Origin of the sequence: Rubrimonas cliftonensis, assembly GCF_900107585.1 — a bacterium.
In the GTDB taxonomy this organism is placed as follows: Bacteria; Pseudomonadota; Alphaproteobacteria; order Rhodobacterales; family Rhodobacteraceae; genus Rubrimonas; species Rubrimonas cliftonensis.
Window position 1 is genome coordinate 138798 of the sequence record NZ_FNQM01000004.1, and the last position, 13147, is coordinate 151944.

Sequence of the window (13147 nt, forward strand, 5' to 3'; positions counted from 1 at the left end):
GAGCGGCGCAATGGCCGCCCCCCGCCGGGCCGCGCTCAGACCCGCGAGCTCTGCCGGTAGAAGGGCTCGTGCCGCGCGGGGTCGATGTAGTCGGCGTAGAACTTCCGCGCGTGGGGCAGCAGGGCTTTCGAGAGGTTGCGCCGCTCCACCTCGTCGTCGGAGAGGGCGCGGGCGAGGTCGTCGTGCAACGCCTTGAGCGCGCCCGCCTGATCGACTCGGGTGAAGCGGCCGTTCTCGTAGAGCGTCTCGCCGTCGCAGATGACGCGGGTGACGCCGCTGGTCTTGGCGCGCTGGATCACGGCGTCGATCAGCGGGGTCTCCGCGTCCATGTAGGGGTAGTGGACCTGGTCCCAGTCGATCATCACGAGGTCCGCCGCGCGGCCGACTTCGAGCCGCCCGATGGTCTCGCCGTAGGGAGTGGTCTTCGCGCCGCCCTCGGTCGCCATGCGCAGCACCTGCGGGAAGGTCGGCACGTCTTCCTCCGTCATGCCGGGCGTGCGGTGGGCGCGGGCGACGAGACGCATCTCGTTGAGCATGTCGCGATCATCGTTCAGCCCCGCCTCGTCGAGCCCGATGGCCGTGTTGATCCCCTTCGCCTCGAAGTGGTTGAGCGCCGCCAGTCCGGAGCGCAGGCGGAAGTTCGACGAGCAGTTGTGGCAGACGCAGGCGCCGGCGGCGGCGAGCTTGTCGATGTCGCTCTCGTTCAGCCATACCCCGTGGCCGAGGGTCAGCCGTGGCGAGAGCATGTCGAAGCGCTCGATGTAGTCGACCGCGGTGCAGCCGCCGCGCTTCTCGGCGTAGGCCTTCTGGTAGGCGGTCTCCAGCAGGTGCATGTGCATCGGGGCGTCATACTTCTTCGACGTCTCCGAAAGCGCGGTCAGCGCCTCGTCCGAACACCAGTGCAGGTTGGCCGGCGCGAGCTGGATCTTCACGCGCTTCTTGTGATGGTGGGCGCCGTGCAGGTCGGCAAAGAGGCCGAGGCACTCGTCGAGGCCGGTCTGGAAGCGCCCGAACCAGCGCTTCATCGGCTCATGAAGCTCCTTCGGCAGGCTGGCGACGAACTCCTCGTCGGCCTGGTAGACGAGCCGGTTCTGGTCCCGCACCGCATAGCAGTACGAGACCTTCATGCCGACGTCCTCATAGGCGCGGATCACGTCGGCCGACGCCTTCGCCACCTGATCCGGCGTGCCCGGCATCCAGCCATGGATGTGCTGGACCGTGGTGATCCCCGAGCCGATCATCTCGAAGGCCGAGTAGAGCGTGTCGAGGTAGAGGTCGAGGTTGCGGCTCACCATGCGGGTGACGAACCAGAGCTCGAGCGGCATGTCCGGCGAGCCGAGCTGCACCGGCGTCAGGCCGATGTGGTGATGGCCGTTCACGAAGCCGGGCAGAACCACGTCATTTCCCGAGCCGATCACGGCGGCGCCGGGGTTCTTCGCCTTCAGGGCGTCGAACTCGCCGATCGCGGCGATCATGCCGTCCTCGATGAGCACGGCGCCGCCGTCGATCTGCTCGACGGACAGGCGGTCTTTCGCGCCGGCGATCAACGCCCGGCTGCGCACGAGGGATGCGGTCACTTCTAGTCTCCTGGATGCGGGCTAGGCCCCGAAGGATTCCTGTTCGGCGAAGGCGCGGTCCACCTCGTCGCGCAGCTGCGCGGTGAGGTGGCGGCGCATCGCCTCGCTTTCCGGCGCGAAGGGGTCGCGCGGGCGGGGCAGGTCGTTGGTCACGATGGTCTTGATGCGTCCGGGCCGGGACGTGAACACCACCACCCGATCCGACAGGGCCACTGCCTCGTCGATGTGGTGGGTCACGAACAGCACCGTGGCGCCGCTGTCGCGCCAGACGTCGAGCAGGAAGTCCTGCATCTTCTGGCGCGTCTGCACGTCGAGCGCGGCGAAGGGCTCGTCCATCAGCAGCACCTTGGGCCGCATCGCCAGCGCGCGCGCCACGGCGACGCGCTGCCGCATGCCGCCCGACAGCTCGTCGGGTCGCTTGTTCATCGCCGCCGTCAGGCCGACCTCGCGCAGCGCCTGCACCGCGGCCTCCTTGCGCTCGGCGTGCGAGGCGCCGCGGATCGAGAGGCCGAAGGCGACATTCTCCCACACCGTCAGCCACGGAAACAGCGAGGTTTCCTGGAAGATCAGGCTGCGGTCGGGGGAGGGGCCGGTCACGGGCTCGCCGAAATGGTTCAGCTCGCCCGTCGTCACGTCCTCAAGCCCGGCGATGAGGTAGAGCAGCGTGCTCTTGCCGCAGCCCGACGGGCCCAGCAGCACGACGAACTCGCCGGGCTTCACGTCGAGGTCGATGCCCTTCAGCGCCTCGTGGGCCCGCGAGGTGCCGGCGGCCCAGGTCTTGCCAAGGCCCCGGCAGACGACCGGATCCTTCTTCGAGAAGCCCTTCGCGTCAGAGGCCATGGTGCGCGCCCTTCTCCGGAAGCCAGTAGAGAACCCTGTGCTGCACCATCCGCAGCGCCCAGTCGGTCAGGAACCCCAGCACGCCGATCAGCGCGATCACGAAGAACACCAGCGAGGGGTTGAAGGTGTTGCGCGCCAGCATGATGACCTGCCCGAGCCCGTGGCCGACGCCGGTGCTCTCGGCGACCAGCACCACCATCCAGGCGCCGAACAGGTTGAGCCGCAGCACCATCAGCAGCCCCGGCAGGATCGCGGGAATGACGACGCGGGCGTAGACCTGCCGCTTCGTCGCCCCCATCGTCCGCGCGACATGGATGAAGTTGCGGTTGACGTTGTCGATGTGCGTCACCGTCGCCAGCACCATGTGGAAGAACAGCGCCACCACCACCATGAAGATCGCCGGCGCGTTGCCGATGCCGAACAGGAAGATCGCCACCGGCAGCCAGGCGATGGGCGAGACCGGCGAGAGCAGCGTGATCGTCGGCAGCGTGAGGCGCTCGACCATGACGTAGTAGCGGATCAGCACGCCGAGGCTGATGGCGAGGACCGAGGCGATGACGAGGCCGGCGACGACGCGCGCCATGGTGGCGGCGACCGTCACCATAACGGACTCCAGGCCCGTCGGGCCGCTGTCGGGGTTCACGCCGACCGCCCAGCGCGTCGCGGTGTTGAAGAACTTGGTCTGTTCGCCGATCTGGCCGAGGAAGATGTGCGGCGGCGGCAGCAGCTTGGGGTCCGCCCAGCCGACCAGCCAGCAGAACTCCCAGATCAGCGTGAACAGGCCGACGGAGGCCACGGTCCATCCGAACGAGGCGATGAAGCCCCGCAGCTTCTCCGGCGCGACCAGCGGCGCACGGGCCGGCGGGGCTGTCGCCCCGCCGGAAGCGCGCGCGCCGCCGGCCCGCATGTCGGGCGCGGCGTCCGCCATCTCAGGCCGACTTCAGCTTGAGCGAGCCGTAGAGGTCGGCGTTCTCGGCGATGACCTCCTCCAGCAGCGTCCAGTCGATCGCGTCGCGGCCGGGTTTCTTCTTGATGTAGCCCATCTCGATCACGCTATCGACGCGTTCGAGGATGAAGTCGGTCTGGTTGCGGGCGTCCACCACCGCGGGCTGCTTGAACTTGGCGAACTGGGCGTTCTCCATCGAGGTCTTGTAGTATGTGCCGACAAGCTTCTCGAGCGCGGTGTCGGGGTCGGCCTCCGCGGCGGCCTGCGCCTTCATCATGCCCTTGATCAGCGCCTTCAGCGCGGCGGGCTTCTCGGTGATGAGGTTGGTGCGGCAGGCGAGCACGCAGTCGGTGTAACCGGCGCCGTAGATGTCCTTGCCGTCGGAGAGCAGATGCGCGCCGGGCACGTCCTTGATGAGCGAGGTGACGTAGGGCTCGATGGTGCAGATCCAGTCGAGCGCGCCGGCCTTGAACGCCTCCACCGCCTCGGGCGTGTTGCCCATGTAGCGCACGTTGACGTCGCTGAAGGGCACGCCCTTCGCCTTGAGCCAGTCGTAGGGCATGACTTCGAGCGTATCGAGCTGGAAGGTGCCGAGCGTCTTGCCCTTCAGCTTCTCCGCGCTGTCGAGGCCCGGCTGGGAGACGATGCCGCAGCCCTCGATGCCGCCGCCGGCGACGATCGTCACCGGCGCGCCGGCGTCGTAGAGCGCCATGAAGCTCGTGTAGGGCATCAGGCCGACATCGACCTGGCCGATGCCGAGGAACGTCACCTGCTCGGCGAAGGTCGGCGTGTTGACGAACTGGATCTCCAGCCCGTCCTCCTGCGCCAGCTGGTCGGCGTGGGCGAGGAACAGGTTGAGGTTGCAGAAGCCCGTGCCATGCGTGGAGGTGAGGGCGTCCGAGGCCAGCGCGCGGCCCGCGCCGAGGCCGCCGGCCGCCGCCATGGTCAGCGTCATGGCGCCGGTGCTGCGGAGGAAGCCGCGACGGTCAAGCCGCGGCGCGGCGAGGTCGAGGCGGGAGGTATTAAGATGGTGATCGCACATGCGTGGCGGTTTCCCTGTCTGTGCGCGGCGGCCAGCCCGACGCGCTGTCATCGGTTCGACAGGTGCGGACGCGGGCCTTCCGCCCGTCAGCGGCCCGGCGGATCGGGGCGGCGCGCGAGGGGGGGAGCCCACGCGCCGCCCCTGCCGGGTCGACCGCATTCCTGCCGTCGGCACGCCAACCGAAGCTCCCGACCTGCGGGGCTGCGCTGTCCCCGACCGAGCAAATTGCATGCCATTCCGCGCAGCGCTGTTGGGCAAGGCGATTTCGACGGCGCAACGGCCGGAGAAGCCTGAGAGTTAATCAATTCGTCGGAAATATGAACGCGGATTGCTCACTTCGGCGGCTCGGGCGACGCGGCGCCGCTGCCGGGCAGCGGGCGGCCGAGGCCGTCCGCCGCGAGAGCCGCCGCGCCGACCGCCCGCCGATCCGCGTCGCCATCCCGCGAGAGCTCTCGGGGCGCGAGTTCTTCGGCCACGCCAGGGGAGCCGCCGCCGGCGCGCAGCGCCCACCACAGCCGCCGGCGCCGCAAGCGGGCGGGGTGAGGGGGCGGAGGGGGACGCCGCGCGACCGCCGACAGAGGGCGCCGGCCCCGAGGACTCCGTCGCCGCGGCGGTGGGCGCAGCGCTGCACGGCGTGGTCAGCGGCCCGGCCGAGAGTCGCGTGGCGCGTGAGGACGCCGATGCGGAGTCCTTCGCGAAGTCAGGGAGTCGTCCGGATTGTGGGGCGATGGCTTCCCGTTGTGCAAAGTTCCGGTTCAGGACAGTTTCGGGAGGGTTTTCGGCAGGGGTTCGGCAGGGGTTCGGCCGCCGCCGACGATTGCGGGCCGTGAGGTTGCGAGTGGGAGCTTCCGTTCCGTTCGAATGGCCGGGGTGCGGGGAAGGCGGCCTGTGGCCTGAAGGCGCCTCGCTCGACCCTTGGCCCGTGCGACCAGCACGGGCCGCGCCCTCCCTCCCCCCAGGGAGGGCGCATTGCAACGCCTCAACCCGCTGCGCCGTCGAAGTTGTTTGCGCCATAAACCGCGCCGCTCAGCCGTCGCGAAGCGCCCACCCGAGGGAGGGCGCGGCCCTCATCGCTCAAGAGGCGCCGCGGGGCGGACGGGTGAAATCCGCGCATTGCAACGCCGCGACCTGCGGAACGGTCGAAGTCGTTTGCGCCATGAACCGCATTGTTCGGCCGTCGCGAAGCGGCCACCCGAGGGAGGGCGCGGCCTTCGACGCTGCGGCGGCGCCGTCGTGGGAGAAAGACCGCCTGCCGTGTTCGCCGCCCGTCGCCCCGCCGCGTCCCTAGCCGCTCGCGCGCAGCCGCGTCACCGCCTGCGCGACGCCGCGGAGTTCGGCGAGGCCGCGCAGGCGGCCGATGAGGGGGTAGCCGGGGTGGGCGGCGCGCTCGGCGTCTCCCAGCAGGTCGTGGCCGTGGTCGGGGCGGAAGGGGATCGCGGCGTCCTCGCGGCCCTCCGAACGCCGACGCGCCTCCTCGGCCAGCAGGGCCTCGATCAACGCCACCATGTCGGTGTCTCCGCCCAGATGCTCGGCCTCCTCGAAGCTGCCGTCGGGCTCCTTCCGCACGTTGCGCAGGTGGGCGAAGTGGATGCGCGGGGCGACGGCGCGGGCTATGGCGGGCACGTCGTTGGCCGGGTTGGCGCCCAGCGAGCCGGAGCAGAGCGTCACGCCGTTGGCGGGCGCGTCGACGGCGCCCAGCACCCAGGCGATGTCTTCTCCCGAGGAGACGATGCGCGGCAGGCCGAGGATGTCGCGCGGCGGGTCGTCGGGGTGGACGCAGAGGCGCATCCCCAACTCCTCCGCCGTGGGGACGACCTCCTCCAGGAAGCGGCGGTAGCTGGCGCGCAGCGCCGCGCGGTCGACCCCGCGCCAGCCGGCGAGCGCCTCGCGCAGGCCGGCGACGTCGTAGCGGGCATAGGCGCCGGGCAGGCCGGCCATGATCGCGGCGAGCAGGTCGGCGCGGTCCTGCTCCGTCGCCCTGCGCGTCCAGGCCTCGGCGGCTTCAAGCGCCTCGGGCGAGTAGTCGGCCTCGGCGCCCGCGCGCTCCAGCATGTGGAGTTCGAAGGCGGCCATGCGGGGGGCGGAGAAGCGAAGGCAGGCGCCGCCGCGCGGCAGCGGGTGGGCGAGGTCGGTGCGCGTCCAGTCGAGCAGCGGCATGAAATTGTAGCAGATCGTCCGCAGCCCCTCGGCGGCGAGGTTCGCGAGCGACTGGCGGTAGTTGGCGAAGATGCGCGCGAGGTCGCCCTCGCCGCGCTTGATGTCCTCGTGGACCGGCAGGCTCTCGACCGCAACCCAGTCGAAGCCGGCGGCGATGATCTCGGCGCGGCGGGCGGCGATGGTCTCGCGCGGCCAGACCTCGCCATAGGGGATCTCGTGGAGCGCGGTGACGATGCCGGCGGCCCCGGTCTGGGCGATCTCGGGCAGGGAGATGCGGTCGAGCGGGCCGTACCAGCGCCAGCTTTCGATCATGGGGCGGTCTCCGTCAGGTCGGCGGCGGCGCGGCGGGCGCCGACCTCCGCCAATCGGGCGCAGGCCGCGCCCACCGGCTCCGCGAGGCGCCTGGCCAGCGCGGGGGGGAAGATCTCCGCGACCGAGAGCAGCGCGGCCGCCTTCGCCTGCGGCCCCTCGGCGGCGTCGCTCAGCGCCCGCAGGCGCGCCGCCATCGGGTCGCGCACGTCGATGGGGCCGCCCGCCTCGTCGACGCCGGCGACGTAACGCATCCAGGCTGCGACGGCCAGGGCTAGGCCCGGCGCCGGGCGACCCGCGCCGAGATTCAGGTCGAGCGAGGCGAGCAGGCGCTGGGGCAGCTTCTGGCTGCCGTCCATGGCGATCTGCCAGGTGCGGTGGCGGATCGCGGGGTTGGCGAAGCGCCGGGCCAGCGCATCGGCGTAGGCGGAGAGATCGACGCCCGGCGGCGCCGCGACCACCGGGATGATCTCGTCGCGCCAGAGCCGGCGGACGAAGGCCGCGAGCACGGGGTCGGCCATGGCGTCGGCGACGGTCTCGCGCCCGGAAAGGTAGCCGAGATAGGCGAGTGCGGAGTGCGCGCCGTTCAGCATCCGCAGCTTCATGCCCTCGTAGGGCGCGACGTCGGCCACCAGTTCGGCGCCGGCGGCGGCGAGCTCGGGCCGGGCGCCGCCCACGAAGTCGTCCTCGACGACCCATTGGCGGAACGGCTCGTGCTGCACCGGCGCGGCGTCGGCGCGGCCGGTCAGCTCGGCGACGCGGGCGATGGTGGCCGGCGTCGTCGCGGGAACGATGCGGTCGACCATGCTGCAGGGGAAACGGCCCTCGGCGGCGATCCAGTCGGCCAGAGCGGGGTCGATGCGGCGGGCGAGCGCCAGCGTCACGCCGCGCACGACGCGGCCGTTCTCGGGGAGGTTGTCGCAGCAGAGCACGGTGAAGGGCGCCACGCCCGCGGCCCGGCGGCGCTGCAGCGCGCGCACGAGGAAGCCGGGCGCCGAGACGGGCAGGCATTCCGCAACGTCGTGGGCGATGTCGGGATGGCCAAGATCGAGCGCGCCGGTGGCCGGCTCGTGGCGGTAGCCCTTCTCGGTGACGGTCAGGGTGACGATGCGCACGGCGGGGTCGGCCATCGCCTCTAGCACCGCGGCGGGATCCTCGCGCGCGACCAGCACGCCGACGACGCTCTCGACGCGCCGCGCCGTCTCGCCGTCGGGGCCGAGTTCGAGCGCGGTGTAGACGCCGCCCTGCGGCGCCAGCGCGTCGCGCATGTCGGGCCTGACCAGCGAGACGCCGAGCACGCCCCAGTCGCCGCCCGTCGCCGCCATCGCCTCGGCGAGATAGACGGCGCCATGGGCGCGGAAGAAGGCGCCGAGGCCGAGATGGACGACGCCGACGCGCGGGGCCGGGCCGCTGCGGGCGAGGGGTTCGGCGGGCCGCTCAGCGGGCAAGCCAGCCTCCGTCGACGTTCAGCACCGCGCCGTGGATGTAGGCGGCGGCGGGCGAGCAGAGGAAGACGGCGGTTCCCGCGATGTCCTCGGCGGCGCCCCAGCGGCCGGCGGGGATGCGGTCGAGGATCGCCTTCGACCGCTCGGGGTCGGCGCGCAGGGCCTCGGTGTTGGCGGTCTCGATGTAGCCCGGCGCGATGGCGTTGACGTTCAGCCCGCGGCCGGCCCATTCGTTGGCGAGGATCTTGGTCAGCCCCGCCACGCCGTGCTTGGAGGCGGTGTAGGCCGGCACGCGGACGCCGCCCTGGAACGACAGGAGCGAGGCGATGTTGACGATCCGCCCGCCGCCGCCTCGCGAAAGGACCTCCCTCGCGAAGGCCTGACAGGTGAAGAACAGCGCCTTGAGGTTGACGTCCATCACGTCGTCCCAGTCGGCCTCGGCGTAGTCGACGCTGTCGGCGCGGCGGATGATCCCGGCGTTGTTCACGAGGATGTCGAAGCCTTCGCCCTCGAAGACGCCCTTCGCCGCCATCGGGTCGGCGAAGTCGAGCGCGAGGGGTTCGGCGCGGCCGCCCGCCGCCGCGACCAGCGCCAGCGTCTCGTCGCAGTCGCGCCGCCCGGCGCAGACGACCGCCGCGCCGGCTTCGGCGAGCCCGACCGCGATGGCCTGGCCGATCCCGGCGTTGGCGCCGGTGACGAGCGCGCGGCGGCCCTCCAGCGAGAAGCGGCTCACGCCAGCGTCTCCATCGCCACCATGTCGACGTCGCGGTAGTCGACGTTGTCGCCGGCCATCGCCCAGATGAAGGTGTAGGGGCCGGTGCCGGCGCCGCAGTGGATCGACCACGCCGGGGAGAGGACCGCCTCCTCGTTCCTCATCACGATGTGCCGGGTCTCCTCCGGGCGGCCCATCATGTGGAAGACGCGGGCGTCATCGGCGAGGTCGAAGTAGAGGTAGGCTTCCATCCGCCGGTCGTGCAGGTGTGCCGGCATGGTGTTCCAGACCGAGCCCGGCTCGAACTTGGTGTAGCCGACGACAAGCTGGCAGGAGGGCCCGGCCTCGGGCACGATGAACTGGTAGATCGTGCGCTCGTTGGCCGCCTCGGGCGAGCCGAGCCTGATCTGCTTCGCGTCGGAAAGGCGCACCAGACGCGCGGGGATCGCGCGGTGCGCGGGCGCGGAGAGGATGTAGAAACGGCCCTCGCCGGAGAACGTGACCGGGCCGGCGCCCATGCCGATATAGACGACGTCGCCTTTCTCCATGGCGAAGGTCTCGTCGCAGGCGGCCACGGCGCCGGCGGCCCCGATGTTGACCACCGCCATCTCGCGCCGGTCGAGCACGCCCGGCGTTCCGGTCTGCGCCACATGGTCGAGCGTGAGCGCGCCGCCGGCGGGCGTCGCGCCGCCGATCATCATGCGGTCGTAATGGGTGTAGACGAGGCGGATCTCGCCGTCGCGGAACAGCCCTCCGGCGTGGAAGGCGCCGCGCAGCTCCTGCGTGCCCATGCGCTCGGCGCTGGCGGGGTCGACGGCGTGGCGGGTCTCGACGGTCAGCATGGCTGGGCCCTCTCTCACAGAAAATCGTCGCGGCGCGGGGCGAAGCTGTCGATCAGCTCGCCCGGCTCCAGGCAGACGCAGCCATGCTCCACGTCGCCGTCGATCACGAAGCTGTCGCCGGGCCCCACTTCGCGCGGCGCGCCGCCAACAGTGAAGCGGAAGCGGCCGGAGGCGACATAGGTGGACTGGACGTGGCGGTGGCGGTGGAGCTTCCCCTCGGCGCCGGCATGGGCGAAGCGGAAGGCGACGACCATCAGATCGGGGTGGTCGGCCAGCACCTGGCGCTTCACGCCGGGGTCGGCGGGGACTTCGGGATATGCGGTCATCGGAACACCGAGGGCAGCCAGAGGGAAAGGGCGGGGATGTAGGTGACGGCCATCAGCGTCGCGAAGGCCGCGAGGTAGAAAGGCCAGATCGTGCGTATGACCTTGCCCACGCCGATCCCGCCCACGGCGCAGCCGACGAAGAGCACGGCCCCCACCGGTGGCGTGCAGAGGCCGATGCCGAGGTTGAGCACCATGATCACGCCGAAATGCACCGGGTCGACGCCGAAGGCCGTCGCGACCGGCAGGAAGATCGGCGTGGTGATCACGATCAGCGGCGACATGTCCATGAAGGTGCCGAGCACCAGCAGGGTGACGTTGATCAGCAGCAGGATGACGATGGGGTTGTCGCTGACGCCCTTCACCAGCTCGACCATGGCCGCCGGCACCCTCAGCACCGCCAGCAGCCAGCCGAAGGCGGCGGCGCAGCCGATCACCATCAGCACCATCGCGGTGGTGCGCACGGCGGCGACGGTCGCGGCTACGAAGCCGCTCCAGCTCATGGTGCGGTAGGCGAGTGTCGTGACGAGCAGCGCGTAGACGGCGGCTATGCAGGAGCTCTCGGAGGCGGTGAACACGCCCGAGCGCACGCCGCCGAAGATGATCCCGATCAGCAGGATGCCGGGGATGGCGGTCACGAACAGCGCGCCGACCGCGGCCCAGCCCGGAAAGGCGTCGACCGGATAGCCCCGTTTGCGCGCCACGAGCCACGCCGTCGCCATCAGCGCCAGCGCCAGCGTCAGCCCCGGAAGGATGCCGGCGGTGAAGAGGTCCGCGATCGAGATGCGCCCGCCGGCGGCGATGGAATAGATGATCATGTTGTGGCTGGGCGGGATCATCAGCGCGATGATCGAGGAGACGACGGTGATGTTCACCGCATAGTCCACGTCGTAGCCGCGTTCCTTCATCTGCGGCACCATCAGCCCGCCGATCGCCGAGGCGTCCGCCGCCGCCGAGCCGGAGATGCCGCCGAAGAGCAGCGAGGCGGAGATGTTCACCTGCCCCAGCCCGCCGCGGAAATGCCCCACCAGTCCGCCCGCCAGCGCCACCAGCCGGCGCGCGATGTCGCCGCGCACCATCAGTTCGCCGGCGAAGATGAAGAACGGGATCGCCATGAGCGCGAACACTGAGACGCCGGAGTTCAGCCGCTGGAACACCACCACCGGCGGCAGCCCCATGTGCAGGATCGTCGCGAAGGAGGCGATGCCGAGGCAGAAGGCGACCGGCGTGCCGATAAGCAGCAGGACGGTGAACGTCCCGAACAGGATCCAGAGATCCATGGGCTCAGCCCTCCCTGGTTTCGGCGGCGGCTTCGGCGGCGTCGCCGAAGCGGGATGTCGGAAGGCCGGCCGCGCGGCGGGCGAGGCGCTCCAGCGAGAAGATCACGATGAGCGCGCCGCCGCCGACCAGCGGCGCGAAGTCCACCGCGCCGGAGACGCCGAGCGAGGGCAGCTTCACCTCGTAGGCCGAGGCGGCGAGCTGCCCGCCATACCAGAGCATGCCGAAGCCGAAGGCGATCACGAGAATGTCCGAGATCGAGTAGAGGATCAGCTTCACCCGCTCGGGCAGCACGAAGAGCAGGATGTCGAAACTGAGGTGGTAGCCCTCGCGGATGCCCACCGCCGCCCCGAGGAAGATGAACCAGCCCATCAGGATGACGGCGAAGGGTTCGCTCCAGACGATCGAGCTGTTCAGCCCGTAGCGGAACACCACCTGCGCCGCGATCACGACGGTCATCAGCACCAGCGCCGCGGCCGCCAGCCACAGGGCGGCCGTCGCGAGCCGCCCGAGGCCGAGCGCGGCGATCTCCATGGTCCGTCTCACGAGCAGCGGTCCCCATTTTTCGAGAGTGCGCCGCCTGCCCGCGCGGATCGGGCCGGCGGGGCCGGTTGGGCGGACGGCCCGCGCGGGCCGTCCGGTGGGTCAGTCAGTCAGTCGGTCAGGCTGGCGGAAGCGCTCACTCGGTCGCCTGGATGCGCTCGACGAGGCTCTTGAGCTTGGGGGTATTGGCGTGGCGCTCATAGACTGGGGCCATCGCCGCGATGAAGGGCGCCTTGTCGATGGTGTCGATGACCTGCACGCCGGCGGCGCGCACCTTTGCCTCCGAGACCTTCTCGCGCTCGGCCCAGAGCTCGCGGTTGATCGGCACGCTGTCCTTGGCGGCCTGGCGCACCAGCGCCTGGTCCTCGGGGCTCAGCTTGTCCCAGCTGACCTTCGACATCACCAGAACCTCGGGCACGATCAGGTGCTGGTTCAGCGTGTAGTAGCCGGCGACCTCGTAGTGGCCGGTGGACTCGTAGGACGGCCAGTTGTTCTCGGCGCCGTCGATGACGCCGGTCTGGAGGCCCGAGTAGACCTCGCCGAAGGGCATCGGCGTGGCGTTGGCGCCGAGCGCGGTCATCATGTCCACGAAGACGTCGGACTGCATGACGCGCACCTTCATGCCCGCCAGATCCTCGACAGACTTGATCGGCTTCTCGCGGTTGTAGAAGCTGCGGCTGCCGCCGTCGTAATAGGCCAGCCCGACATAGCCGTGCGGCTCGAAGGCGGCGAGGATCTCGTCGCCGATCGGGCCGTCCATCACGCGGTGCATGTGGTCGGTGCCGCGGAAGATGAACGGCAGCGAGACGACCTTGGTCTCCTCGACGAGGTTGTTGAACGGGCCCATCGAGACGCGGTTGAAGTCGATCACGCCGAACTTCGTCTGCTCGATGGTGTCCTTCTCCTCGCCGAGCTGGGCGGAGTGGTAGACCTCGACGCAGAGCCGGCCGTTGGAGCGCTCCTTGAGCATCTCGCCCATCTTCTCGACCGCCGCGACGGTCGGGTAGCCCTCGGGGTGGGTGTCGGAGGACTTGAAGGTGATCTCGCAGGCGCCTGCGGCGCCGGCGAGCGCGGCGGACGCCAGAAGCGCGCCGATGATCGTCCGATAGTGCTTCATGCTGTCTTCCTCCCTG

12 protein-coding genes are annotated in these 13147 nt (G+C 70.6%); all 12 read right to left on the reverse strand.

Translation table 11 applies throughout. The features are described 5' to 3' along the window. Positions 1 to 35 precede the first annotated feature (35 nt). Complete coding sequence (locus tag BLW43_RS08935) at positions 36 to 1577, reverse strand: amidohydrolase family protein (protein WP_093252055.1); 1542 nt, start codon at positions 1575 to 1577, stop codon at positions 36 to 38. 21 nt (positions 1578 to 1598) lie between these two features. Then, a complete protein-coding gene (locus BLW43_RS08940; RefSeq protein ID WP_093252059.1) occupies positions 1599 to 2417 on the reverse strand; it encodes an ABC transporter ATP-binding protein in 819 nt (272 codons plus the stop codon). Further along, positions 2407 to 3345, reverse strand: a complete 939-nt coding sequence (locus BLW43_RS08945; RefSeq protein WP_217632131.1) for an ABC transporter permease — start codon at positions 3343 to 3345, stop codon at positions 2407 to 2409. The genes BLW43_RS08940 and BLW43_RS08945 overlap by 11 nt, the downstream gene beginning before the upstream one ends. Position 3346: 1 nt before the next feature. Then, positions 3347 to 4405, reverse strand: coding sequence for an ABC transporter substrate-binding protein (locus BLW43_RS08950; protein ID WP_093252061.1), 1059 nt, complete (start codon positions 4403 to 4405; stop codon positions 3347 to 3349). A 1284-nt stretch (positions 4406 to 5689) separates the two neighbouring features. Continuing rightward, the gene (gene uxuA, locus BLW43_RS08960) at positions 5690 to 6874 is read right to left on the reverse strand and encodes a mannonate dehydratase (RefSeq protein ID WP_093252065.1); all 1185 of its coding nucleotides are present in this window, start codon (positions 6872 to 6874) and stop codon (positions 5690 to 5692) included. Then, a complete protein-coding gene (locus BLW43_RS08965; protein ID WP_093252067.1) occupies positions 6871 to 8319 on the reverse strand; it encodes a mannitol dehydrogenase family protein in 1449 nt (482 codons plus the stop codon). Before BLW43_RS08965 ends, uxuA begins: the two co-directional genes overlap by 4 nt. After that, positions 8309 to 9049, reverse strand: a complete 741-nt coding sequence (gene kduD / locus BLW43_RS08970) for a 2-dehydro-3-deoxy-D-gluconate 5-dehydrogenase KduD (RefSeq protein ID WP_093252068.1) — start codon at positions 9047 to 9049, stop codon at positions 8309 to 8311. The genes BLW43_RS08965 and kduD overlap by 11 nt, the downstream gene beginning before the upstream one ends. Next, complete coding sequence (kduI, locus tag BLW43_RS08975) at positions 9046 to 9870, reverse strand: 5-dehydro-4-deoxy-D-glucuronate isomerase (protein WP_093252070.1); 825 nt, start codon at positions 9868 to 9870, stop codon at positions 9046 to 9048. Before kduI ends, kduD begins: the two co-directional genes overlap by 4 nt. 14 nt (positions 9871 to 9884) lie before the next feature. Next, positions 9885 to 10196, reverse strand: coding sequence for a cupin domain-containing protein (locus tag BLW43_RS08980; protein ID WP_093252071.1), 312 nt, complete (start codon positions 10194 to 10196; stop codon positions 9885 to 9887). Then, positions 10193 to 11473, reverse strand: a complete 1281-nt coding sequence (locus tag BLW43_RS08985; protein ID WP_093252073.1) for a TRAP transporter large permease — start codon at positions 11471 to 11473, stop codon at positions 10193 to 10195. Before BLW43_RS08985 ends, BLW43_RS08980 begins: the two co-directional genes overlap by 4 nt. Before the next feature lie 4 nt (positions 11474 to 11477). Continuing rightward, positions 11478 to 12005 carry a TRAP transporter small permease gene (locus tag BLW43_RS08990; RefSeq protein WP_093252074.1) on the reverse strand — a complete coding sequence of 176 codons (528 nt, stop codon included), beginning with the start codon at positions 12003 to 12005 and terminating at the stop codon, positions 11478 to 11480. Positions 12006 to 12150: 145 nt separating this feature from the next. Continuing rightward, positions 12151 to 13131, reverse strand: a complete 981-nt coding sequence (locus BLW43_RS08995; protein ID WP_093252075.1) for a TRAP transporter substrate-binding protein — start codon at positions 13129 to 13131, stop codon at positions 12151 to 12153. Positions 13132 to 13147 lie beyond the last annotated feature (16 nt).